This window comes from Nocardioides convexus (assembly GCF_011090295.1).
The window spans coordinates 1,819,910-1,843,025 of record NZ_JAAMYA010000001.1; the positions used below are offsets into that span (position 1 = coordinate 1,819,910).

The following is a 23,116-nucleotide window of genomic DNA, read 5'->3' on the forward strand; positions in this document are numbered from 1 at the left end:
GTCGCGCCACGTCCCGCTCCCCGAGGATCTCGAGGCGAAGGTACTCCCCCAGCAACGCCTTCTCGATCAGGACGTACCAGGGCAGCAGGTTGTCCAGACTCGTGCCGCAGGCTGCGGCTCGAGGAACTCCCGGGTCACGAAGTCCGCCGGGGTCGCGGTGAGCCGTCCCGTCAGGCTCAACGGGCCCCACTCCCCCTCGGGGACGCCGACGACCTCGCGCACCAGCTCGGCCACCTCGGCGGCGTGGCTGCGCAGGAGGTAGCGACCGGCACCCGGGAGGGTCACCGTGCGCGCGTCCGGCAGCGCGGCGGCCCACTCCTCGACGACGTCGGGCTCGCCGGGCGCCCGTGGCAGCGGGACCAGCGTCACCGGGACGCCCGGTTCGCCCGGGAGGCGGTACGACGCCGCCTGCTCCAGGTCGTGGTGGAAGGCCCGCTCGATCAACGCGCCCCGCTCCGAGCGGGACTGGTCGACGTCGGTGAGGGCGCCGGCGTCGCGGAGCCAGGACCCGGCGTCGACGCCCGCAGCCACGGCGTCGCCCGTGCCGACGGCGAGGACCACGTGCGCGGGCGCCCGTCCGGAGAGACGCAGGACGCGGGTGACCTCGAGCGCGAGGGCGGCGCCCGCGCCGTGGCCCCACAGCGACACCGGAACGTCGATCCGGTCCTGCACCTCGCGGGCCAGCCGACGGGCGAGACTCGTCCACGGTGAGGAGGGCGTCGTCGGGGCGGGCGACGTCGTGGCCCGGCGTACTCGGCGGCGTACACGGCGACGGGCGAGGTGGCCGACAGCGCGCGGGCGACGGCCTCGAAGTTGAGCGCATTGCCCGCCTCGTAGGGCAGGCACACCAGCGCGGCACCGGCACCGGGCGGCTCGGCGAGTGCCTGCAGCAGGTCTGGGTCCTCGCCGCCGGCGCCGTCCGCGACCGCGGCCAGGTCGGCGAGGACAGGGTGGTTCATCAGGTCCACCAGCGAGATCAACCCGGCGAGTCTCGATGATCAGCCGCACCCCGGCGAGCGAGCCTCCGCCGTGGGCGAAGAAGTCGTCGTAGCGGCCGACCTCGTCCAGCGGGAGGCCGAGCACCTCGGCCCACGCGGTCGCGATCCGGCGTTCCGTCGCGGTCTCCGGCGGCACCACGCTGTTGCCGCTGCCGACGCCGGTCTCCAGGTCGGCCAGTGCCCGTTTGTCGACCTTGCCGTTGTCGGTGAGCGGAAGCCTCGGCAGCCAGCGCAGCGTACGCGGCACGATCGGTCGCGGCAGCAGACTCGGCCAGTCGCTCGCCGGCGTCCTCGATCGGCGCTTCGGCGGTGTAGAAGCCGGCCAGCCGCTTGCTCGCTCCGTCGGGCATCACGACCACGCACGCCGTGGTGACGCCGGGCACGCGCAGCAGCATCGACTCGACCTCGCCGACCTCGACGCGGACCCCGCTGATCTTGACCTGCTCGTCGCGGCGACCGACGAAGCGCAGACGGCCGTCGGGCAGCCAGGAACCGAAGTCGCCGGTGCGGTAGCGGCGCAGGCCCGGGCGCAGCGGGTCGTCCTCGAACGCCTCCGCCGTCCGCTCCGGGTCGTTGACGTAGCCGCGGCCGACGCAGACCCCGGAGAAGGTCACCTCGCCGACCTCGCCCACGCCGAGCGCGCGACCGTCGTCGCCGACGACGTCGACCAGGACGTTCTGGATCGGGGTGCCGACCGTGACCTGGTCGTCGGGACCCATCGCCCGGATCACCTCGTGGGTGGTGTCGTCGGAGGCCTCGGTGGCGCCGTAGGCGTTGACGACGGGGACGCCGGGGCAGCACGCGAACCATCGCGTCAGCACCTCACGGCCGACCGCCTCGCCCGTGACACCAACGAAGCGCAGGCCGCCCGGCACCCGGTCACCCCGTTCCAGGCGAGTCACCAGGACATCGAGGTAGGCTCGGCACCACCTGCAGGACGTCGACCTGCTCGAGCTCGAGCAGGCGCAGCAGGCCGGGGACGTCGAGCATGACCTCCGGGTCGACGACGAGGGTCGCGCCCCCGACGAGGAGCGGGGCCAGAGCCTGCCACAACGAGATGTCGAAGCACTGCGACGCGGTCTGCGCGACGACCGAGCCGGGACCCAGACTCGAACGTCTCGAGCTTGGCCAGCAGGTGGTTGAGCATGCCGGCGTGCTCGCAGGCAGCGCCCTTCGGCGCACCGGTGGAGCCTGAGGTGAAGTAGATGTAGGCGAGCGCGCCAGCGGGCACCGTGGGCCGCGGTGCGCTGGTGTCCGCCGCGGCCGGTCTCATCGGCAGGACGCGGACCCCGGTCGCCTCGAGCGGGACCGATGAGACGACGTCCTCGACGAGGGCGATCCGGGTGCCGCTGCGACGCAGCATCTCCTCGATGCGCCCGTCGGGGTAGGCCGGGTCGATCGGCAGGTAGACGCCGCCGGCCTTGAGGATGCCGAGGATGGCGGCGACCCACGGCAGCGAGCGGTGGCTGATGACCGCCACCACGCCCTCCGGCTCGAGGCCGGCGGCGAGCAGCGCGTCCGCCACGCGGTCCGCGGCGGCGTCGAGCTCGGCGTACGTCCAACGCTCGTCGCGGTGGACCGCGGCGAGCGCTGTCGGTGTACGCCGGGCGTGCTCCTCGAAGAGCCTCGTGCGGCCGGTGCGGGGGCAGCGGCCGGATCACGCCCTCGCCGTACGCCTGCTCCGCGAGGACTGCCGGTGCCTGATCGGTCACGACGCCACCTTCCTTTCCGAGATGTCGCTGCTCAGAGCCAGGTGCGGAACTGGGTGAGGCTCCCCGCGCAGGCTGGTCCACGGAGGGCCGCTCGACGGGCACCTCGACCTTGGCCTCGTCACCGATCGGCGTGCGGCGGTAGACGTTGGTGTACTCCGTCACGGCCGGTCGCTGCAGGACGAGGGAGGCCGCGGCCTGCCCGCCCGAGCGGGAGATGCTGTGCAGCACGGAGTGGTCGATGTGGTAGACCGTGCCGGCGGGCAGGTTCGCCTCGAAGACGTTGGCCAGCCGGTCCTTGCCCTGCTCCTCGAGGGTGAACGCCTGGTCCGTGCCGACCGGGAGGTACTTGAGGTGGTAGTACTCATCACCCTCGCCGACCCGGAACTCCCGGGCGCAGTACTCCCCCAGCAGCAGCGCGGTGGTGAAGTCCCACCGGTGCGAGTGGACGTCCTCGGTGACCTCCTCGGTCACGTCCGGCTGGGGGTGCCACACGTGCAGCCGCAGGCTTCCACGGTGCGGCGTCGCCCGCGAGCAGGACCAGCTTGAGGAAGTTGTTGGCGTGGTAGTAGGACCGGGCCGAGATCTCGGCCAGGGCCGCATCGTCCTCGACGATCCGATCGAGCAGGTTCCGGATGCCCTCGGGCGCGGCGAGGCTGCGCAGCACCGAGACCGTCCCCTCGAAGCCGGTGCCCTCGGTCTTGTCGATCACGACGTCCAGCCTGGCTCTTGATCTCCTGCAGGCTCGCGCCCGGATCGATCTGCATCATGGCCTTGCTTCTCCTCGATCTGTGGTGGGTGGATGTGCGGCCGGGCCGGCAGCCGGCTCGTCGCCGAGCGCCACCAGGAAGGCGGGTGACCCGACGAGGGCCGAGCGGCCCTGGGCAGTGGAGCGGTTGTCGGCCACGAGCAGGTCGCCGGCCCGCCAGTGGACCGTTCGGGTGACCGCCTCGTAGGCGGCACGCAGGACGGCGAGACTCGTCGGGGGTGACCGGCGAGCCGTCGCCGAAGGAGGTGTCGACGGGCAGGTCGGCTCCGAAGGCGCGCACCAGCACGTCGCGCTCGCGTGGGTCGAGGCTGCCGGCGTTGAGGAACACCAGGTCGTTGAACCAGCACTGCTCGTCGGTCGCGGGGTGCGCGATCACCGCGGGCAGGCGCCGTGAGGTGCGCAGCATCCCACCGGGCAACCAGACGTGGTCGATGTCCTCGCCCTCGAGTAGCGCCTCCAGACTCGTCCCGGTCGGCGACCGCGAAGGCCTCGCGCCAGGTGATCCCGAAGCCCTCGTGGAAGGAGCGCCGCATGGTCCAGCCGTGGGTCCGCACCCGCTCGGCCAAGGCCTCAGGGAGTCTGCCCGAGCACCCGCCGCGTGTCGGCAACCTGCTGACGGTTGCTGGGCTCGGGAGGCTGCGACGCAGGCGGTGAGGACGAGTGCGGGTGGGTGGTGGCTGAACACGCTCTCCTGACGGGCGCACAGCGCCAGGTCCTCCGGCCACGGGATCGGCGACACGATGCCGTCGCCGTGGTCCTCGCGCAGCGCGAATGCCTCCCGCGGCACGTGCGCCCCGATCTCCAGGGCGTCCCGGACCGCGGCGAGGTCCGTGGCGTCGCGCAGGGGCAGGCCGCGCAGCAGAACGGCCCCGCCCGTGCGCACCTCCGCGCGCACGGCGGTGGCGTGGGCGCGCAGCCAGTCCATCGGCTCCTCCACCGGCACGTCGTACGACGAGAGGTGCTCAGGTGCCGCCCCCGGCGTGGCGGCCGGCGACGGCACAGTCCGGGTCACGGCGCCGACTCCGTCAGCCGACCGGCTGCGCCGAGGCAACCAGTCGCTCGACGGCGGAGGTGAAGGCCGCGACCATCGTGTCGACCTCCTCGGTGGTGATGGTGAGCGGGGGCGCGATCCGGATGACGCCGCGCTCGTGGCGGGCCATCACCCCCGCCTCCACAGCGAGGTCCGCGATGGCGGCGCCGGACTCCGGGCTGTCGGCCTCGATGGCGACCACCAGCCCGAGACCACGCACGTCGGTGACGACGTCGCTGGCCTCCAGCAGACTTCAGCCCGGCGAGCAGGCGGGCGCCCTGGGCGGCGGAGTTCTCGACGAGCCGCTCGTCGGCCATCACGTCGAGGACCGCGTTGGCGACGGCGGCAGCGACGGCGTGGCCGCCGGTCGTGTGGCCGTAGCGCAGGCCTTGGGCGATCGGCTCGGCGAGGAAGGACCGCTTGATCGTCGAGGTCGCCCCCACCGCGGCGAGCGGCAAATAGCCGCCGCTGATCCCCTTGCTCAGGGTGACGAGATCGGGAGCGATCTCATCGTGGTCGAAGCCGAACATCCGCCCCGTGCGACCGAACCCGCAGAACACCTCGTCGAGGATGAGGAGCGCGCCGTGCTCGTCGCAGAGCGCGCGCAGCCGGGCCAGGAAGCCCTTCGGGAGGACCACGCACCCACCGAGCCCGAGCAGCGGCTCGACGATCACGGCCGCGGCCGGCGGGCCGTCCGCCAGGGCACGAGCGAACAAGTCGACCAAGAGGTCGGTCGCGGCGCCGGTGCGCAGGCTCGCGGGCGGGCAGCGGCAGGGCGACCCGGTCGATCGGGAAGGGCTCCTGCCACTCGCTGACGGTGAACGGGAGGCCGGACGAGCTTCTGCGCGAGGAACGTCGAGCCGTGGTAGCCCGCCTCGAAGGCGATCACCCGGTTGCGCTCCTCGCCGATGTTGCGCCAGTAGTGCTGCGCGATGCGCACCGCCGCCTCGGTCGCCTCCGAGCCGCTGTTGAGCAGGACGATCTCGTCGAGTCTCGCCGGGCAGGACGCCGGCCAGGCGGGCCGCCAGGGTCTCGCCCGGATCGTGGCTGGTGACCATCGGGTCGTAGTGGACGAGTTTGCTGGAGCCGGCGTGTGACGGCGTCGATGAGCCGCGGGTGGCCGTGGCCACAGGAGGCGTTCAGGACTCCGGAGATGCCGTCGACGTACCACTTGCCGTCGGCGTCGCGGACCTTGTTGCCGTGCGCCTCGACGATGCGCAGGGCGCCGGCCTGCTGCGTGATCGGCGTCCACGGTCGCCACAGTGCGTTGCCTGAGCCTGGGAACCTGCATGGTCTTCACCCTCCGGTCGTGTGCGTGCCAGTCGTCTGCGTGCGGGGTGCGGGCGACGCGGGGACGCCTGCCAGGACGGCGCCGAGCCAGTGGCCCCAGCGCGCGCCGAGCTCCTCGGCGTCGGCGCCGAGCAACCCCGGGTCGACGTAGAGGCGCAGCCGCAGGCTCGCCGTCGGCGACGGTCGCCGCGGCCAGGAAGCTCGCGATGCCCGGGATCTCGTCGGTGCGCCGGGTCGGCTCGAGACGGGCCTCGACACCGGCCACGTCGACCACCTGCTCCCGGGCGTGCGAGAAGGCTCAGCCTGGGCGGTGACCGCGCCGGTGAACCCGCCCCCGAGGCCGGTCAGGGCCGTGAACGGGACGTCGGCATGGCCGAGCTCGCGCCGCCAGTCGGCCACGAACTCCTGCAGCGCCGTGGCGTCGCGTCCCGGGCCCGTGGTGTCCACCGAGACCACGGTGTTCATGAAGCAGCCGGCGACGTCGGCGAAGCCACCCTCGCGACCACCCCACGGGTAGCCGAGGACGACGCCGTGCGTCGTCACGTCCCGGACCGCGCGGTGCAGCGAGAACAGCACGGCGGGGAAGAGCGACCCGCGCGCCCCCGCGGGCACAGGAACGGCGGGCGGGGTGGTCATCGGCGCGGGGACGGCAGCGCTGCGGAGAGCCGGCAGCACACCGTCGACCCTGCGCAGGCGCTCGTCCCAGAAGGCCAGCCCGGCCTCACCGGTGGCGACCGCCTCGAACGCGATCCGGTCCAGCACCGCCGCCTCGTAGCGGGCGGCCTCGTCGCCGGTCACCACCGCGGGAGTGGCGAGTTCGTCGGCGCACCAGCAGCAGCGACCGCTCGTCGACCATCGCGTGGTCGAACACCAGGACGAGGCGGTCGACCTCGGGGGCGCGGACCAGACGGGCCGCCATGGCAGGTCCGTCGACGTCAGCCTCGAAGGCCGCCACGAATTCGGTCACCAGAGGGGCCACCGCCGCGGCCACGCCGGCCCGCAGGCTCCTCGATGTCGGGCTCCGCGGGCCGTGCCACCTGGAAGGCCTCTCCCCGGGCGAACGACGAGCGGTGGGCCAGCGCCGGGTGGCGGCGCACGAGCGCGTCCAGCACGCGTCGTACGGTGTCGGCCGACCAGCGTCCGGACGGCGCTGCGAAGGTGAGTGCGACGCTCGCGCGTCGTCCTGTGCGCTGCGCCTGCAGCGCGAACGCGAGCCTGGGCGCTCGAGAGCGGGAGCCGCCTCGTCACTGTCGTTCGCCGGTCAGACAGCCCGAGCCTGCCTTGGCATCGCCGCCACCCCCTTCCCGGGTCGGCTCATGATGCCCCGGCGCCGAGGACGCGTCGTCCTAGCAGTTGGCAGGAGAGGACCCGGCCCCACCGGGGCAGCATTCCCGTGTGGCAGAGACCGTTGAGGAAGCACCGTCCGGCGCGTCCGAGACGACCACCGGGAGCCTCTGGAAGCACCACGACTTCCTCCGCCTGTGGCTCGGCCAGGCCACCAGCGAGGTCGGCTCCGCGGTGCTCCGGGTGACCCTGCCACTGATCGCGGTGGTGACCTTGCAGGCCAGCACCTTCGAGGTAGGCCTGCTGACGGCGGCCTCGACCGCTGCCTTCGCGCTGATCGCCCTGCCCGCCGGCGTCCTGGTCGACCGGAGCACGAAGCGGCCGATCATGATCGCCTGCGACCTGCTGCGCCTGGCCCTGATCGCCTCGATCCCGCTGGCAGCCCTGTTCGACGCGCTCACCATGGAACAGTCTCTACGTCGTCGCGATCGCGGCCGGCGTGTGTGCGGTCTTCTTCGACGTCTCCTACGGCGACTACCTGCCCTCGATCGTGCGCTCCGACCAGGCTCATGGACGCCAACGGCAAGGCTGGGGACCACCCAGGCGATGGCCTTCCTGGCCGGGCCGAACCTCGGCGCGGCGCTGGTCGCGCTGGTCGGGGCGGTCGGCGCGATCTTCGCCGACGTCGTTTCGTATGCCGTCTCCGTGCTCTCCCTGCTCGGCATCCGCACCCGGGAGCAGCCACCCGCCCCGCGCACGCCCGAGGAGACCCTGCGCCGACAGATGATCGAGGGTCTGTCCTTCGTCGTCCGGCACCCGATCCTGCGCAACATCGTCGCCTGCACCGCGGTCGCGAACCTGTTCTCCGGCATGGGCTCGGCCCTGGCCATCGTCTTCCTGGTCCGGGTCCTCGACGTGCCGCCAGCCTGGACCGGCGTCATCCTGGCGGTGGCTGCGATCGGCGGCTTCGTGGGCGGCCTCGTCGCCGGGCGGCTCGCGCGGCGGGTCGGCTCGGCGCGGATCATCTGGGTCTCGATGCTCGTCTTCAGCGCGCCCCAGGTCGTCGCTGCTGCCGCCACCCCGGGCTGGGGGGTGCTGCTCTTCCCGCTCGGCTGGGCGATCTCGTACTTCGCCGGAATGATCTACAACGTCGGCCAGGGCAGCTACCGCCAGGCCGTCACGCCGCCGGAGCCTGATGGGGCGGATGACCGCCGCGGTGCGCTGGATCGTGTGGGGAACGATGCCCGTCGGCGCGGTGCTGGGCGGCGCGCTCGGCTCCTGGATCGGCATCCGGCCGACGCTGTGGATCGCCTTCGTGGGCAGCTCGGGCCGCGGGCTGGCTGGTGTTCTTCTCGCCGCTGCGCCACCTGCGTGACGTACCGCTGCCCGAGGCCGGGCCGACGACGGCAGGCGAGCCTCAGGCCACCTGACCGTCGCCGTGCCCGCCGTGCCCGCCGGGGTCGTCGCCGTGCGGGTCGGCGGCGATCCGGTCGGGCAACAGAGCAAGGTGCTCCTCGCCGACGAGGTCGAAGCGGAGCGCGAAGGCCACCAGCGCCTCGCGGCGGGAGTGCATCCGCCCACCGTCGTCGTACTTCGCCCACTGCCCGACGGGCGACTTCTGGTCGGCCAGGTAGTCGATGTGGTAGTTGATGCTGCTGCGGTTGGCGCGCCGGAACTGCTCGCTGCCACGCAGACGGGCGACCACCTCCTGGACCGACGGGACCGCGGCCATCGACGAACCACGCAGGCGGGGCTCGCAGAGCGCGACCAGCACGGCGAAGTACTTGGTGTCCGTGTCCAGGCTTCGACATCCGTGCCTGCGGCGCGCGGGAGCCTGTTCTCCAGCGCGAGCAGCCGCGGCGAGGCGCCGAAGAGGGTCATCTCGCCCATCTCGCTGCCCATCGGGACGAGCAACCGGGCCATCTCGAAGGGCAACGCGACCCGCAGGTGTCGCGGGCGGACCTTGACCAGCTCGGTGCCGTCCTCGAGGTTCTCGAGCACGAAGGTCGAGGTGCTGGTCAGGTTCGAGACGAGCAGGTGACCGTCGACCACCTCGAAGACGCCGATGCCCGGCGTACCGCCCGGTTGGAAGGTGCCGCCCCGGCGCGCGATGCCGAACTCCAGGACCTCGCCGTCGCTCAGGTCGACGCGCTCGGTCGCTCCTGCGAGTGCACCGTGGTCCGCCCCGCAACGACGCCAGGTCACGGTGACTGCGACGTCCTTCACCTTCGGCCACATCTCGGCCGGGACGGTCCGGCGGCGGGCGGCGGTGTGGCGCAGGTAAGTGGCTCGGTCATGCGTGTCTCCCCGAGTGATCGACAGCGTGAGAAAGGTCTTCGGGCGGTGATGCGCGGCTACGATAACCACGCTTCCAAAGCGCCCGAATCTGAAACATCGCCCTCCTCCAGGGGGCTCCCCTCCGGTTCCGGGCAGCGCTCAGCGACGGACCTGCCGGCCCGCTCAGCGCACCCTCGCGGGGCACGCGTCCAGGCTCCGCCGCCGGGCCATTTCCGGGACCTGACGGATGTCAGTACCCGCTCGGCCCGACGATCGGTGAGTGTCGTGCGCGGGCCGCCCGTGAGACGGCCTCCTTGCCGAGACCGAGGGGGAGACGATCATGCCGCTGAGCCTCGTCGCTCGATTCCGCCGCGGCCTGGAGCGCGCGCCGCTCCGGCCGGCGGTGCGCATCGGAACCGACGTGCTCACCTACGAGCAGGTGCACGAGACCGCCCTGCGTTGGGCGGCCTCGTTGCTGGCCGAGGGCACCACCGGGCCGGTCGGCGTGCTCGCCGGCAAGAGCCCGACGGCGTACGTCGCACCGCTGGCCGTCCTCTACGCGGGGCGTACCGTGGTCCCGCTGCAGCCGAACTTCCCGCCCGAGGTCGTCCGTCGCGCCCTGCGCGTCGCCGGCGTCAGCACGCTGGTCGCCGACGCCCAGGGCCTCGGGGTGCTTCCGCAGGTGCTCGACGCGAGCACGGCCGGCATCGGCCTGCTCGCCACCGACGGGGAGCACCCGGATCTCCCGTCGGTCCCGGTGCTCGACAGTGCCGGGGGCACCACACCCGCGCAAACCCTTCCCGGCGACACGGCCTACATCCTGTTCACCTCCGGCTCCACCGGGATCCCCAAGGGGGTTCCGGTCGCCCACGGCGGCTTCGCGCACTACTTCGCCGAGCCTGGACGGCCGGGCCGACTTCCAGCCCGAGGACGTCTTCGCGCAGACCTACGACCTGAACTTCGATCCCGGCATCCACGACATGTTCGCCGCCTGGGGATCGGGCTCGATGCTGCAGGCGGTCCCACCGGCGGCGTACCGCGACCTGCCCGGCTACCTCGTCGAGCACGACATCAGCGTGTGGCACTCCACGCCCAGCGGCATCTGGATGGCGCGCGAGATGGGCGGCCTCGAGCCGGGTGCGTTCGGCGGCCTGCGTTGGTCCTACTTCGGCGGCGAGGCGCTGAAGGTGCGCGACGTCCAGGACTGGTTGGCCGCCGCACCGCACTCGCGCCTGGAGAACCTGTACGGGCCGACGGAGTGCTCGATCGGCGTGTGCTGGCACCGCTGGGCCGGCGAGGAGTCGGTGCGGGCCGGCACCAACGGCACAGTCCCGATCGGCAAGGTGCACGGGCACCTCGACTTCCGGCTCGTCGACGACGAGGGAGCGGACAGCACCGACGAGGGCGAGTCTGTGGATCAGCGGCCCACAGGCTCTCGGCCGGCTACCTCGACCCCGCCGACGACGCCGGCAGGTTCGTCGAGCACGACGGCCGGCGCTGGTACCGCACCGGTGACCGGGTGCGTGCCAGTGCCTCCGGCGACCTCAGCCTACGTCGGCCGGCTGGACGCGCAGGTCAAGGTGCACGGCTGGCGCGTCGAGTCGGCCGAGGTCGAGCACGCGGTGCGGCAGTGCGCCGGCGTCGACGACGCGGTCGCGGTGGTCCGCGACGAGCGGCACGGCGCGGAGCCTGGTCGTGTTCTACACCGGCTCCCCCGCGGGCGACCTGGAGGCGGACGTCGCGGCGGTCCTTCCGCACAGCATCCTGCCCAGCCAGTACGTCTCCCTGGACACGCTGCCGCTGAACGCCAACCGCAAGGTCGACCGGATCGAGCTTGCGCCGGCGGGCCGAGGAGCTCGGCGCGCGGGCCCGGCCGAGCGAGGCGACGGCCGGCCGGCCGTAGTCCGACCCACAGCCCCCAGCGAGGAGGAGCCCCGATGACCGAGCAGAGCGGCAGGGAGAGCCTGCTGAGGATCCTCGAGTACCGCAAGGCCTTCGACGACCGGTTCGCGGCGCTCGACCGCGAGGCCCCCTTCGACAGCGTCCTCGACGTCGACACCGGGGCGCCGGTCGAGCCTGTGGGAGTCTGCCCGAGGCGGCGGAGATGCCGATCGGCCGCAACGCCCGCTACGCCGCGACCCCGGTGCGCACCGTCCGGAACGCACTCGCGTCCACCGGGGTGGTCCCCGAGGAAGTGACCTTTGTCGACGTCGGGTGCGGCAAGGGCCGCGTGCTGCTGCTGGCCGCGGAGCCTTCCGTTCCGCCGAGTCGTCGGCGTCGAGGCGTCGGCGACCCTGTGCGACATCGCCCGCGCCAACATCGAGGCGGTACGACGCGCACGCGGCGGTCACGAGCACCTGGAGGTCGTCCACGCCGACGCCACCACCTTCGACATCCCCGCGGACGCAGGGCTCTTCTACTTCTACGAGCCGTTCTCGACCGAGGTCTGCGAGGCGGTCCTCGACAACATCGAGGCGTCGGTCCGGCAGCACCCCCGCGCGGTGGTGCTGTGCTTCACCGGTCGCGGCCAGCCCGACGGCACCGAGGGCGAGGCCGACAGCCCACCGGTGGCGGCAGCCGCCGCCCAGCAGCGCCCGCAGTGGCAGGAGCGGTGTGTGGTGCCCTCGCCGGACGGGGTGTTCTACGACGCCCTGCTCTTCGAGCACGCCCCCGAGTGAGCGACGGCGCTCAAGACGGGTCCGCCAGCGCCGCCTTCTCCGCGCCGGCCAGCAGCGCTTCCACAGGCTGACTCCGAGAACGTGTCGGCGTTGAAGTGCGCCCCGATCTGCGGTCCTCGCGCAGTGAGGTGCCAGTCGATCGCGACCGTGTCGGTCCACTGCTTGCCGCCGGGGACCCGGAACTCGGGGTGCACCGAGGTGGTGCCCTCGAACGGCTGGAGCACCGCGTCGGCAGGCACCTCCTCGCCGTGGCTGACGTAGATGCCGGCGTCGCGGTCCGGAGCGACCAGGTCGATGCCCCACGCCCGTCCCGCGACCCGCAGCGGGACGAAGCGCTCGAAGGCGTCGAGGCTGGCACCCAGCACCTCGCGCGCGGTCGCAGCCGGGCTGTGGTCCGCGGCGCGCAGGTGGATCGGCACCGTCTGCACGAACAGGCCGAGCGTCTCCGCCGTGCCGGGCAGCATCCGGCCGTGGTGGTTGACGGTGACACCCACCGACCTGTCACCGGTGATCTCCAGGAGAGCGGACAGCACGCTGGCGGTCGTCACCGTGAAGGGCGTGGTCCGGGTCGCGAGCGCGAAGGCGTGCACCCGCGCCTGGGCGTCGGCCGGCAGATCGCGCCGCAGCGACGCCAGGACTGGCGTCCCGGTGCGCGGGCCGTCCTCGGCGAGCGTCGGTGGGTAGAGGCCGTGGTCCGCGACGTGCCGCTCCCAGTACGCCCGGCACTGCTCGCCCCAGAGCCCCGCGAAGGCCGCCTGCTGGCGCGCGGCGAAGGCGGCATAAGTGTGCGGCGCGGTGACGTCGACCGGTGCACCCGCCAGATGGCGGCGGTAGTACGTCGCGAGGGTCTGCTCCAGCAGTGCACCTGAGATCTGGTCGTTGATGATGTGGTCCACGGCGAAGGCGAACAGGTGACGCTGCTCGTCACGCCGAACGACCAGGATCCGCGACAGCGCAGAGTCGATCGGCTCGAAGGGCACCCCGACGACCCGCTGCACGATGTCGAGCGCGGCGGTGTCGTCGTCGGCGTCGTAGACCTGCAGGCTCGCTCAGCGGGTCCGTCGCGGTGTGGGCCTCCTCGGCCGAGGCGAACGTACGGCGCAACACGTCGTGTCGTCGGCACGTGTCGCGCCAGGCGGCGGCCAGCGCGCTGAGGTCGAGAGGCCCGTGCACCCAGGTCACGCGGTAGAGGATGTTGTGCCAGTCGGCGAACTCCCCGGTCAGCCGCGCCTGCTCCACCAGCGAGGTCGGGCCCACCGTGCGCGGCGCGTTCACCGCACCCCGGCGAGCAGCGACGCGATCGACTCGTCGTCGCAGCCGTCCCAGAACGACCCCACCACGTCCTCGACCTCCGTCATCGAGGAGGCCTCGAAGAGGATCGGCTGGAAGTGCGTGATGTCGTAGTCGACGCCGACCATGCCGGCGATGTCGAGGGGCCGAAACTCCGCGCTTGGGTAGTGGTCCAGGCTCGCCGTACGACGACACCAGCGTCGCGCCGTAGACCTTGCGCTCACCGTGCTCGCGGACCACACCGCACTCCAGCGTGAACCAGAAGACCTTGCCGATGAACTGCAGGGCCTCCTCGGTCTGGACCCGTCCGGCGGCCTCTCCGGCGAGCCGGTAGAGCCGGGCGAACCGCTCGCTGGCGAGGATGTTGCCGTGCCCGACCAGGTCGTGCAGCATGTCCGGCTCCTCGGTGTAGAACGGGGTGTCGGGGTGCCGGAGGAACTGGGTGGAGTGAAAGACCGACCCGGCCAGCCCACCGCAGAACTCGCGCAGCGGCACCAGCGCCGGTGCGGCCTGGAACCGAAAGCCGGAGAGGTCCTCGAGCCGCCCGCTCACCTCACGCAGCCTGGGGCACGTGCTCGAGGGGGATCGCCAGGCTCCTCGGCGGACTCGAGGTACTCGGTGGCGGCGTCGGCCCGGTGCCGCACCGTGAGATCGCCGCACACGGTGCGCCACATGTCGTGCTCGCGCTCGGTGTAGTGCACCAGCGGGATCGCACTGGTGGCCGTGAGGTCGCTGGAGAGCGTCGCGATCTCGCCGCGGCGCAGGCTCGTAGTCCCGATCGGTGACGCGGGGGTGCAGCCCTTGCATGATGACCACTCCAAACCAGAGACGGACGTGCCTGCGGAGACGGCAGGACTCGTCAGGCCTGGGTGCGACCGGGGCCCGAGTCTCGTCACGCACACGCACTACTTCGGCGCGGCGAGGCTAACCAGCCCCGGGAGCCCGGTCCTACTGACATTGGTCAGGAGGGCCCGGCCGGCCGTTCGTAGGTCACCTCGAAGAGGCTCCTCGACCGCACGGCAGGTGGCGAGGTACGACGCATGATCTGCCGAGCGCCCCTGGGTGTAGAGCACGTGCTGGCCGGTGCCGAGATCCGGCTGGAGGACCGAGCCGGCAGCAACCCGGGCCCGCGCCTGGACGACGTCGTCGAGGGCGGCGACCCGATCGGTTCCGGCGTAGGACAGGACCCGCCGGGCGTCGTACGGCGGCTCGGGGGCGTGGAACCACGCGACGCCCGCGCACGGCAGCAGCCCGGTCGGGACGGGACGGCCCAGCGCCGACTCGAGGCCGATCCGAACCAGCGAGGTGCCGGTGGCCTCGTGCACGAGCTCCTCGGCGTAGCCGCCGAGCCGGCCGTTGACCTCGATCAGCCGGGGACCGTCGGGGGTCAGGCTTCAGGCTCCGTGTGCACGAGCCCGTGCTCGAACCCGAGCGCCACGACGGCGCGTGCGGCCAGGTCGACGACGTCTCGCTCGGCGTCGGCGTCGAGGGCTGCGGGGACGAACCCGCCCTGCTCGCGGTACGGCGGGGCGAGCGGCGCCTTGCCCGTCACGGCCAACGCGTGCGCGACGCCGTCGACCACGACGGACTCCACCGACACGTAGTCGCCCCAGGGTGCGCCGACGAGGTCGGGATGGGGCTGGAGCTCGTGCTCGGCGACGTAGGGGAAGCGTGCCGGATCGATCCGCTCGGCGAGCACCCGCGCCTCGGCCGGCGAGGTGACCCGGTACGTCGCTGCACCGCCCGCGCCGCGGACCGGCTTCACCACGGCCGGCACGCCGACGGCCGCGACCGCGGCCGGCAGGGCCGCGGGCGCCTCGGCGACGCGGAAGGGCGTGGGGTCGAGACCGGCCACGTGCAGGGCCGCACGCTGGGCGGGCTTGGAGAGCACCCGTGCCACCGACTCCTCGCTGGCGTGGCGCAGTCCGAGTCGCGCCGCGAGCATCGCCGTCAGGGCGAGCAGGTCCTCGCTGAAGGTGATGATGCCGTCGATCCTCGCGGCGCTCGCCAGGCTCCAGGGCGTGCTGTGGATCCTCGGCCACCAGCACCTCGCCGAAGTGAGGGAGGATCTCCGCGACGTCGGGCGCTGCCGGCTCCAGGAGCAGGTAGACCACGTCGCACACCGACGCCGCCGCCGGCATCACCTGCAGCGGACGCGCCACGCTCCGGCCATAGGGAACGAGCACGCGCGCCCGCGCGCCGTCATCCGTCATGGCGCCCCCGATCCATGGCTGAGGGTGTCCGCAGCCGGGCCGAACCCTGCCACAACCGCGGCGGCCGCCGACCCTGTCATCTGCCGGGTGTCGGAGCGGGTCATCGGCCTTGTCAGCACCGCGGACGCCCTGAGAGAGTGCGTCGGACGCACCGCCAGATCGGTTTTCGGGAGCCGACGTGCCTCGGTTGCACGCGGCTGGAGGGAGGGCAACGTCGTGGACGCCACCGAGGTGGGGACGACACCGCTGCTCACCGACATCGCCGGACCGGAGCGCTCCACGGTCGACGTCGTCGCCTTCCCCTGCGCCGGCGGCGGACCGAGCATGTTCGCCCGCTGGGGAGGGCGACTGCCCTCCGCGTGGCGGCTGCGCGGGGTGTGCCTGCCCGGCCGGGAGACGCGGCTCTCCACGGCGTACGCCACGGACATGACCGCGCTCGGCGAGGAGGTCGCCGCCGCGCTGGACGCCACCGCCTGCTCCCCGCGCGTGGTGTTCCTCGGCCACAGCATGGGCTCGGTCCTGGCCCGGGAGGTCGCCCGCCACCGCGAGCCGGACCTGATGGTCACCGTCGCCACGGCCTCCCCGGGAACCGGGTGGATCGCCCGGCACCACGAGCACGACCAACGCCTGCTCGACGAGTCTGCCGAGCGTCGTGCACGTCGCACTGCAGGAGCACGGCGAGACTGGACGCCGAGCCTGGTGCGGGAGCCTGACCGTCCTCGCGGGCGAGCGGCTGGCCGCAGACCTGGCCCTGCTGGCGACGTACCGGCCCCGGGAGCCGCGACTGAGGTGCGACATCGTCTCCTACTTCGCGCGCGGCGACCGCCTGGCGGGGGGCGGACTGGGCTCGGAGACCACCGGGCGCACCTGGGCCACCTGGGTCGAGGGCGACCACTTCGTGGTCCGCGACCCACCCGCGGAGCCTGATCGACGACATCATCCGGGTGGTCGGCCGGTGAGCACCCGCATCGAGGTGAGCGTCAACCCGCGGGGCATCGAGCGCACCCTCGAGGAGGCACGCGCGCTGTCCTCCTGGGGAGTGAGCCGGATCAGCGTCTGGGACTCCCCCAGCCGGTACGCCGAGTGCTGGACCACGCTCGGCGCCCTCTCGCAGCACGTGCCCGACCGTGCGCTCGGCGTGGGGGTCACCAATCCGGTCACACGCCACCCCCTGGTCACCGCGTCCGCGGTCGCCAGCCTGCACGACGCCTGCCCCTCCGGGGCCTACCTCGGCATCGGCACCGGGGACAGCGGCGTTCTCAACCTCGGTGAGCGACGCGCGAGCCTCGCCGAGCCTGGAGGCGTACGTGCGCTGCGTCCGTGCCCTCCTCCACGACGGGAAGGCGCACTGGCGGGGCCAGGAGCCTGGTCCTCGAACGGGAGCGCACCGACCACCCCGCGATCCAGGCTTTGCCGCCCACGGGCCCCGCGCCCTCGCCCTGGCCGCGCGGCTCGCGGACGCCGCCGTGGTCGGGATCGGTTTCGACGCGGCATCGGTCGAGCGCGTCCACGAGGTGGTCGCGCAGGCCCCGCGGCCCGACGACCTGCCGCCGCTCGACCTGTGGTGGAACGCCGGCGGGATCGTCGTCGACCAGGACGAGGAGCGCGCCCTGGCGCGCGCCGGGTGGCTGGTGGTGTGGGCCGCACATCACCTGGTCAACGGCCGGGCGGGTCTCGACTCGGTGCCGGCGCGGCTGCGTGCGGGCGTGAGGGACCTGGCCCGTTCCTACGACCTCGACCGGCACGGGATGCAGTCGGAGTCTGTCGAAGCGGCGCTACCTGGATGCCGCCCATGCCTCCGGCGCCTGGGACCACCTGGCCGAGCGCTACCTGGTGGCCGGCACACCGGCCCAGGTCGGTGCCCGGCTGGGCGTCCTGCGGGAGCGCGGCGCAGACCAGGTGCACATCGGCCTGGAGGCCTCGCGGCTCGACGGCGTGCGCGAGGTCATGGCGCTGGTGGGCTGAACTCCCCCGACCAGGTGGCGTGGTCGATGCGCTCGCTGGCGACCCGCACCTGCGAACTCGGCTCGGATGGCCGGCTCCAGCCCGCCGATGTCGACGAGCAGGGTGCCCGGCATCGCGGCGCGTCGTACGACGCACTCGGAAGCCACCGCGGGCCACAGGAGGTCGTGGCGCGGACGCGTAGAGCCGGTCACCTGTGCGACGAGTCTCGTCGACCGGGGCGAGGTCGAGCCACTGCCCCGCCGGCGCAGTGACCGCCGCGGCCCGGTCCACCCAGAGCACCGTCGCCATCGGTCTCTCCGGAGGCTCCCGTGGTGGCGCAACCGGTGCGGGCGCAGGGTCCGCCGAGGCCAGCATCGGCGGGGTGCGCCGGGGACTGCCGGACAGGCTGCAGCTGAGCCTCCGACTGCACCACGGGACCGAGGGCGTCGAGGGTGTGCGCGACGAAGTAGCCGTCCGGGCCCTGCGCGACGATCCGTGACAGTGGCCCGGCGAAGCCTGATCCCGTGTGCGACGTCGTGCAGGCTCGGTGTAGAGGATGCGCGCGTCCGGGAAGATGCCCCGCAGGCTGGCGAGGAGCCTGGGCGCTGACGACCGGGGTGAGCACGATGTTCGTGCTGCGAGGGGCGGACTTGATGTCGACCACGGCGTACCCGGGCCCGAGCAGGCTCGCTGAGCTCGGCGCGCGCCACCGTCGACAACGGCATCGCGGTGGCCACGACGACCGTCGTCGCCTCGCTCGGACCGGGCACGGCGTCAGCGGGCGGCACGCAGGGTCGCTGGTGTGATGTCGTTCCAGGTCCGCTCCACGTGCGCGGCACACGCGGGGCGCGGTCCGGGACCGTGCTCGACAGTCCAGCCGGAGGGGACCGCGAGGTCGGCCGGCCACAGCGATCGCTGCTCCTCGGCGTTGACGAGCACCAGGTAGGTGCGGGCCTCGTCGTCGAACGGATGGGTCACGAGGAGCCTCCTTCGGACAGCCTGCGGCCGGGCACGGTCGAGCGCGTCCGCCATGGAGCGCGGGGTCGGGGCGTCGAAGAGTGCGGTGACACCGAGCTCCACGTCGTGCTCGGCCCGCAGCCGCTTCACCAGCCGCACGGCCAGCACCGAGTGCCCACCGAGGTCGAAGAACGACTCGTCGGGCCCACAGTCCGCCAGGCCGAGCACGTCGGCGAAGCTCGCGCGGAGCCCGTCCAGCCGGCCGTTCGGCTCTCCGGTGAGCACCGCGGCCATCGCGCGAGGCGTCGGGGCGTCGAAGAGAGCGGTGACGCCGAGCTCCACGTCGTGCTCGGCCCGCAGCCGCTTCACCAGCCGCACGGCCAGCACCGAGTGCCCACCGAGGTCGAAGAACGACTCGTCCGGCCCGCACACCTCGACCCCGAGCACGTCGGCGAACGCGGCGCCGAGCGTGGCGAGGAGATCGCCGTCCCCCGGTTCGGCCACCGCCGCGGCCGGCGCGGAGTGGACGGCGAGCAGCGCGGCCCGGTCGACCTTGGCGTTGGTGGTCACCGGGATCTCCCCCACCAGGCTCACCGTGCTCGGCACGAGGTGCGCGGGCAGCCGGGTGGCCAGGGCCGCTCGCAAGGTCACGGGGTCGACACCCTCACCCTGCGGCACGACGAAGGCCGCCAGGCTCGACATCGGTGCGCTCCGCCGGCACCCGGCCCTCCCCAGGACGGACCCCGAGCACCACCGAGCGCCGGACCCCGGGCAGCGTCTCCAGTACGGCGGCGACCTCCTCGGGCTCGACGCGGTGCCCGCGGACCTTGACCTGGTGGTCCACCCGGCCGTCGTAGACGAGCGAGCCGTCGGGCAGCCGGTGGCCGAGATCGCCGGTGCGGTACATCCGGCTGCCGGGCGGCCCGAACGGGTTGGCGACGAAGCGCTCGGCGGTGGCGAGCGCGCGGCCGAGGTAGCCCCACGCCAGCCTTGTCCCCACTCAGGTAGATCTCGCCCCGCCGGCCCAGGGGCACCGGTTGCAGGTCGTCGTCGAGAAGGTGCACCTCGGTGCCCTCGATCGGCGTGCCGATCGGCACTGCTCGTTCGTCGGTGTCGGGCCCGAGCTCGTGCACGGTGGCACACACGGTGGCCTCGGTCGGCCCGTAGCCGTTGAGCACCCGGCCGGCTCGCCGGGTCGCGGCAACGACGGCGGGTGTGCATGCCTCGCCCGCGGTCATCAGGGTCAGCCCGGCCACGACGTCGGACGGCAGGTCGGTCTCGACGATCGCGGTCGGCGGCAGCGTGGCGTGCGTGATCCGTTCGCGGCGCAGCACCTCGGTCAGGTCGGGCCCGATCAGCCGGACGTCCTCGGGCGGCACGACCAGCGTGGCACCGGCCCACCACGTCTTCGCGACCTCGTGCATCGACGCGTCGAAGCCCGCCGAGGCGAAGCGCAGCACGCGCGAGGAGGAGGTGACGCCGAGCAGCCTGCGCCTCGACCCTGGCCAGGGCGAGCAACCCAGCGTGCGGCACCACCACCCCCTTGGGCCGCCCGGTCGTGCCCGAGGTGTAGATGAGGTACGACGCATCGCCCGGCCGCACGGGACCGCCGACGACCTCCTGGGCACCTGCAGGTCGCTCCCCCGGTCCGCGGCCCCGACCACGTCGAGGTCGACGACGCAGCGGGCACCGCTGTCGGCGACCAGGGCCGCCCGTCGGGCCTCCGGGTGACGCTGGTCGATCGGGAGGTAGACCCCGCCGGCACGGGCCACCGCGAGCAGGGCGACGGCCTGCTGCTCGGAGCGGGGCAGCACCACGGCGACCACGTCGCCGCGTCGTACGCCGCGGGCGACGAGTCTCGCGCGCAAGTCGTCCCACGGCCTCGTCGAGGGCCCGATAGGTGAGTCTCGCGAGCACCCGCCCGGATCGCCGGCGCCGACGGGCGCGCGGCAGCGTGGCCCGCGACGACGTCGGCCAGCGTGACCGGCGCGGACGGAGGGAGAGGGGCGCTGGAAGCCCCGGATAAGTCGGACAAGAGAGTCCACCCTGGCAACAGTGGCCACCCCGATAATGGCCAGACGGCTGCAAGATACAACAGCCCTCCACCCCCCACAATCGTCGTGCGCGAAGCTTTCCGATGACCCTCGCCGGTGTCAGGATCGCCCCTCGCGCCGGCGCAGTAGCGTAACCGCATCCGTCGACGATCCGTCGACGAACAGCCAGTCCGAGGGGCGATTCCGTGCGTGACGACAGCCGCGACGACACCTCTGCCGGCCTGCCCGGCGCGAGGCGCCGGCACCGCTGGGAGGGCGTCTCCTCCTTGCCCGAGTCTGTTCGGGCGGGTGGCCCAGGAACGGGCCGGGGCGACGGCCGTCCGCGACGGCGCGCGCACGCTGGACTACCGGCAGCCTGGATGCCTGGTCCGACCGTCTCGCCACGGTGCTGACCGCTGCGGGCGTGCGGCGCGGGGACCGGGTCGGTGTGCTGCTCGACCGGTCCCTCGAGATGCCGGTCGCGGTGCTCGCGGTGCTCAAGGCCGGCGCAGCCTACGTGCCGCTCGACCCGTCCTACCCCGCCGCTCGCCTGCGCTACCTCGTCGAGGACGCCGGGCTTGCGGTCGCGGTGCACGCCGGGGCAGAGGCAGCGACCGAGGCGGCGGTGGCCGGGATGGAGGCGGTGCACCTGGTCGCGATCGAGACGCCCCACGACGTACCGGCGCCGGAGCAGGCCCCCTTGTCCGGCGACGACCTCGCGTACGTCATCCACACCTCGGGCTCCACTGGAGAGCCCAAGGGCTGCATGGTCACCCACGCCAACGTGCTGGCGTTCCTCCGGGCCGTCGACGCGCGCTTCGCGCTGGACGAGGACGACCGGGTCTCGCTCTTCCACCCGTTCGTCTTCGACGCCTCGGTGTTCGAGTCTGTGGACGGCGCTGGCCGCGGGCGCCACCGCGGTGGTCGTCCCGCCGCGAGTGGCCCAGTCGATGCCGGACTTCCTCGACCTCCTGGTGCGAGAGCGGGTCACCTTCAACTCACAGGTCCCGACGTCCTTCCGCGCCCTGGTGCAGGCCCACGACGACGCCGGCCGTCCCGCGCTCGCGCTGCGCCACCTGGTCCTCGGAGGCGAGAGCATCGACCTCGACGACGTCGCCACCTTCTTGGCCCAGCACCCGGCGCCCGGCCCCCAGGTGGTCAACGCCTACGGGCCGACGGAGGCCACCTGCGTCAGCACCTGCCGGTTCCTCAGCCCGGCGGACATCGCCGGGCCGGTCCGGTCCCCGATCGGCGAGGTCCTGGACCACCTGCGAGCCGAGGTGCGTGACGCCGGGCTCGCGCCGGTGCGCGACGGCGAGGTGGGTGGTCTCGTCGTCACCGGCCCCGGCGTCGCCCGCGGCTACATCGGCCGACCGGCGCTGACCGCGGAGCGCTTCGTCGAGCTCGACGGCCCGGACGGCCCGACACGCGGCTATCGCACCGGAGACCGGGTCCGCCGACTGCCCGACGGCTCCTTCGAGCACCTCGGCCGCGAGGACGACCAGGTCAAGGTGCGCGGGGTCCGCGTCGAGCTCGGCGAGGTCGAGGCCGCGTTGCGCTCCTCCGGCCTGGTCGCCGACGCGGCTGCCACGGTCGTCGACACCGCGGCGGGGGCGCAGTTCCTCGTCGCCTGCGTCGTGCCCGCGACCGGTGCCCCCGAGCGACCGGAGTCCGCGCTGCGCCAGCACATGCTCGCGACGGTGCCGCGCTTCCTGGTGCCTGACCGCTACCGGTTCCTGCCCGGCTTGCCGACCACCAGCACCGGCAAGGCTCGACCGCCGCACCCTGCGCGAGACTCGCGGTGCCGCGCCGCAGTCCTGCCGCCGCCCCGTGAGCACGCGATGACGGACCGGCCGCTGACCGTCGCCACCTGGAACATCGGCGGCGGGATCACCGGCCCCTCCCACCAGCGGGCCGCGACACCGTCGCTCGATCCCTACGTCGCGGTGCTGCGCGCGAACGCACCGGACCTGGTGTTCCTCCGGGAGGCCCACGAGCACGAGGACGGCCGGCCCGGGCAGACCCGAGAACTGGCCGAGCGCGCGGGACTCGCGCACTGGGCGGCGTACCCGCTCAGCGAATCGCACCTCCTCCATGGCGCCTCGCTCGCCCTCGGCATCCTGTCGCGGTACCCGCTCCACAACCTGGCGTTCCACCCGGTGCCCGCGCCGGCGCTCACGGCCACCGGCCCGGCCGGCGAGCAGTGGACCCTGCACGACAAGGGATACGTCGTGGGCCGAGTGGCGCTGCCCGGCGGCGACATCGGCATCGCCACCGGCCACTTCTTCCCGTTGCACCGCTTCGGGGCGAGTGCGGCCGAACCCCGCTTCCGGCCGCTGTGGCAGGCGTTCGCCGCCGACCTGCGAGCGCTGGCCGAGGCCGGACCGGCCGTGGCCGGGTTCGACCTCAACCACTCCCCCGTCGGCGACGTCCTCGGCGAGGTCCTCGGACCCGGCCGCTTCACCGAGGCCATCGTCGAGACGCCCACGACAGCCAGCGGCGCGCAGCGCGACTTCCTCCTGCACGACCACCACACCCGGTTGATCACCGCGTCGGTGGTCGCCACCGCCTCCGACCACGCCTACTGCCAGGTGCGGGTGCAGATCTGATCCTGACCGCTGTCAGGAGCGTTCCGGAACCGGCC

General features: G+C 73.1%; 26 protein-coding genes and 1 pseudogene. 10 read left to right on the forward strand and 17 right to left on the reverse strand.

Translation table 11 applies throughout. The annotated features are described in order from the left end of the window. Positions 1 to 66 precede the first annotated feature (66 nt). From G5V59_RS13560 to G5V59_RS13595, 8 genes are read right to left on the reverse strand one after another with little or no spacing between them, the layout of a single operon-like run. Complete coding sequence (locus G5V59_RS13560; RefSeq protein WP_278256799.1) at positions 67 to 1,083, reverse strand: thioesterase domain-containing protein; 1,017 nt, start codon at positions 1,081 to 1,083, stop codon at positions 67 to 69. After that, positions 977 to 3,202, reverse strand: coding sequence for an AMP-binding protein (locus tag G5V59_RS13565; RefSeq protein WP_278256800.1), 2,226 nt, complete (start codon positions 3,200 to 3,202; stop codon positions 977 to 979). Before G5V59_RS13565 ends, G5V59_RS13560 begins: the two co-directional genes overlap by 107 nt. Continuing rightward, positions 3,178 to 4,488, reverse strand: a complete 1,311-nt coding sequence (locus G5V59_RS13570; RefSeq protein WP_278256801.1) for a hypothetical protein — start codon at positions 4,486 to 4,488, stop codon at positions 3,178 to 3,180. The genes G5V59_RS13565 and G5V59_RS13570 overlap by 25 nt, the downstream gene beginning before the upstream one ends. Continuing rightward, a complete protein-coding gene (locus tag G5V59_RS13575) occupies positions 4,485 to 5,180 on the reverse strand; it encodes an aminotransferase class III-fold pyridoxal phosphate-dependent enzyme (RefSeq protein ID WP_278256802.1) in 696 nt (231 codons plus the stop codon). The genes G5V59_RS13570 and G5V59_RS13575 overlap by 4 nt, the downstream gene beginning before the upstream one ends. After that, positions 5,177 to 5,758: an aminotransferase class III-fold pyridoxal phosphate-dependent enzyme gene (locus G5V59_RS13580; protein ID WP_278256803.1), complete on the reverse strand. Its 582-nt coding sequence runs from the start codon at positions 5,756 to 5,758 to the stop codon at positions 5,177 to 5,179. The genes G5V59_RS13575 and G5V59_RS13580 overlap by 4 nt, the downstream gene beginning before the upstream one ends. A gap of 44 nt (positions 5,759 to 5,802) precedes the next feature. Beyond that, on the reverse strand, positions 5,803 to 6,558 hold the full coding sequence (locus G5V59_RS13585; protein WP_278256804.1) for a hypothetical protein: 756 nt from the start codon (positions 6,556 to 6,558) through the stop codon (positions 5,803 to 5,805). Beyond that, entirely contained in the window at positions 6,518 to 6,715 is a 198-nt protein-coding gene (locus G5V59_RS13590; RefSeq protein ID WP_278256805.1) for a hypothetical protein, read from the reverse strand. The genes G5V59_RS13585 and G5V59_RS13590 overlap by 41 nt, the downstream gene beginning before the upstream one ends. Positions 6,716 to 6,731: 16 nt before the next feature. Then, entirely contained in the window at positions 6,732 to 6,908 is a 177-nt protein-coding gene (locus tag G5V59_RS13595) for a hypothetical protein (RefSeq protein ID WP_278256806.1), read from the reverse strand. Positions 6,909 to 7,191: 283 nt separating this feature from the next. Here G5V59_RS13595 and G5V59_RS13600 point away from each other — a divergent pair, with 283 nt between their 5' ends. The 4 genes from G5V59_RS13600 to G5V59_RS13615 all read left to right on the forward strand — a co-directional run bounded on the left by G5V59_RS13600 (position 7,192) and on the right by G5V59_RS13615 (position 12,035). Next, positions 7,192 to 8,730 carry an MFS transporter gene (locus G5V59_RS13600; RefSeq protein WP_278256807.1) on the forward strand — a complete coding sequence of 513 codons (1,539 nt, stop codon included), beginning with the start codon at positions 7,192 to 7,194 and terminating at the stop codon, positions 8,728 to 8,730. A gap of 967 nt (positions 8,731 to 9,697) precedes the next feature. Beyond that, on the forward strand, positions 9,698 to 11,161 hold the full coding sequence (locus G5V59_RS13605) for an AMP-binding protein (RefSeq protein WP_278256808.1): 1,464 nt from the start codon (positions 9,698 to 9,700) through the stop codon (positions 11,159 to 11,161). Positions 11,162 to 11,294: 133 nt separating this feature from the next. Then, on the forward strand, positions 11,295 to 11,555 hold the full coding sequence (locus tag G5V59_RS13610; protein ID WP_278256809.1) for a hypothetical protein: 261 nt from the start codon (positions 11,295 to 11,297) through the stop codon (positions 11,553 to 11,555). Positions 11,556 to 11,558: 3 nt separating this feature from the next. After that, positions 11,559 to 12,035, forward strand: a complete 477-nt coding sequence (locus G5V59_RS13615) for a class I SAM-dependent methyltransferase (RefSeq protein ID WP_278256810.1) — start codon at positions 11,559 to 11,561, stop codon at positions 12,033 to 12,035. Here G5V59_RS13615 and G5V59_RS13620 read toward each other — a convergent pair. From G5V59_RS13620 to G5V59_RS13640, 5 genes are all read right to left on the reverse strand, one after another. Beyond that, entirely contained in the window at positions 11,999 to 13,033 is a 1,035-nt protein-coding gene (locus G5V59_RS13620; protein WP_278256811.1) for a condensation domain-containing protein, read from the reverse strand. The genes G5V59_RS13615 and G5V59_RS13620 overlap by 37 nt on opposite strands. Next, positions 12,960 to 13,877, reverse strand: a complete 918-nt coding sequence (locus tag G5V59_RS13625) for a hypothetical protein (RefSeq protein WP_278256812.1) — start codon at positions 13,875 to 13,877, stop codon at positions 12,960 to 12,962. The genes G5V59_RS13620 and G5V59_RS13625 overlap by 74 nt, the downstream gene beginning before the upstream one ends. Then, a complete protein-coding gene (locus G5V59_RS13630; protein WP_278256813.1) occupies positions 13,874 to 14,026 on the reverse strand; it encodes a hypothetical protein in 153 nt (50 codons plus the stop codon). Before G5V59_RS13630 ends, G5V59_RS13625 begins: the two co-directional genes overlap by 4 nt. A gap of 204 nt (positions 14,027 to 14,230) precedes the next feature. Then, positions 14,231 to 14,650 (reverse strand): hypothetical protein, encoded by a 420-nt coding sequence (locus tag G5V59_RS13635; RefSeq protein WP_278256814.1) that lies wholly within the window; start codon positions 14,648 to 14,650, stop codon positions 14,231 to 14,233. Between the two features lie 62 nt (positions 14,651 to 14,712). Continuing rightward, positions 14,713 to 15,270, reverse strand: a complete 558-nt coding sequence (locus tag G5V59_RS13640; RefSeq protein ID WP_278256815.1) for a hypothetical protein — start codon at positions 15,268 to 15,270, stop codon at positions 14,713 to 14,715. A gap of 484 nt (positions 15,271 to 15,754) precedes the next feature. Here G5V59_RS13640 and G5V59_RS13645 point away from each other — a divergent pair, with 484 nt between their 5' ends. Further along, on the forward strand, positions 15,755 to 16,465 hold the full coding sequence (locus tag G5V59_RS13645) for a thioesterase domain-containing protein (protein WP_278256816.1): 711 nt from the start codon (positions 15,755 to 15,757) through the stop codon (positions 16,463 to 16,465). Positions 16,466 to 16,474: 9 nt separating this feature from the next. On the opposite strand, the gene G5V59_RS13650 is transcribed toward G5V59_RS13645, so the two are convergent. Continuing rightward, positions 16,475 to 16,633, reverse strand: coding sequence for a hypothetical protein (locus G5V59_RS13650; protein WP_278256817.1), 159 nt, complete (start codon positions 16,631 to 16,633; stop codon positions 16,475 to 16,477). A gap of 173 nt (positions 16,634 to 16,806) precedes the next feature. Here G5V59_RS13650 and G5V59_RS13655 point away from each other — a divergent pair, with 173 nt between their 5' ends. After that, a complete protein-coding gene (locus G5V59_RS13655; protein WP_278256818.1) occupies positions 16,807 to 17,754 on the forward strand; it encodes an LLM class flavin-dependent oxidoreductase in 948 nt (315 codons plus the stop codon). Here the strand turns inward: G5V59_RS13655 and G5V59_RS13660 are convergent. Then, positions 17,691 to 18,107, reverse strand: coding sequence for a hypothetical protein (locus G5V59_RS13660; protein WP_278256819.1), 417 nt, complete (start codon positions 18,105 to 18,107; stop codon positions 17,691 to 17,693). The genes G5V59_RS13655 and G5V59_RS13660 overlap by 64 nt on opposite strands. On the opposite strand from G5V59_RS13660, the gene G5V59_RS13665 reads away from it, so the two are divergent. Then, on the forward strand, positions 18,100 to 18,288 hold the full coding sequence (locus G5V59_RS13665; protein ID WP_278256820.1) for a hypothetical protein: 189 nt from the start codon (positions 18,100 to 18,102) through the stop codon (positions 18,286 to 18,288). The genes G5V59_RS13660 and G5V59_RS13665 overlap by 8 nt on opposite strands. On the opposite strand, the gene G5V59_RS13670 is transcribed toward G5V59_RS13665, so the two are convergent. Beyond that, positions 18,257 to 19,090, reverse strand: coding sequence for a phosphopantetheine-binding protein (locus tag G5V59_RS13670; protein WP_278256821.1), 834 nt, complete (start codon positions 19,088 to 19,090; stop codon positions 18,257 to 18,259). The genes G5V59_RS13665 and G5V59_RS13670 overlap by 32 nt on opposite strands. Further along, complete coding sequence (locus tag G5V59_RS13675; RefSeq protein ID WP_278256822.1) at positions 19,087 to 20,307, reverse strand: AMP-binding protein; 1,221 nt, start codon at positions 20,305 to 20,307, stop codon at positions 19,087 to 19,089. The genes G5V59_RS13670 and G5V59_RS13675 overlap by 4 nt, the downstream gene beginning before the upstream one ends. A 371-nt stretch (positions 20,308 to 20,678) precedes the next feature. On the opposite strand from G5V59_RS13675, the gene G5V59_RS13680 reads away from it, so the two are divergent. The 3 genes and pseudogenes from G5V59_RS13680 to G5V59_RS13690 all read left to right on the forward strand — a co-directional run bounded on the left by G5V59_RS13680 (position 20,679) and on the right by G5V59_RS13690 (position 23,081). Continuing rightward, positions 20,679 to 20,885: a hypothetical protein gene (locus tag G5V59_RS13680; protein WP_278256823.1), complete on the forward strand. Its 207-nt coding sequence runs from the start codon at positions 20,679 to 20,681 to the stop codon at positions 20,883 to 20,885. Beyond that, positions 20,879 to 21,292: pseudogene (locus tag G5V59_RS13685) on the forward strand (AMP-binding protein); the annotation flags it as partial. The gene G5V59_RS13680 and the pseudogene G5V59_RS13685, both read left to right, overlap by 7 nt. Positions 21,293 to 21,410: 118 nt before the next feature. Further along, on the forward strand, positions 21,411 to 23,081 hold the full coding sequence (locus G5V59_RS13690) for an AMP-binding protein (protein ID WP_278256824.1): 1,671 nt from the start codon (positions 21,411 to 21,413) through the stop codon (positions 23,079 to 23,081). Positions 23,082 to 23,116 lie beyond the last annotated feature (35 nt).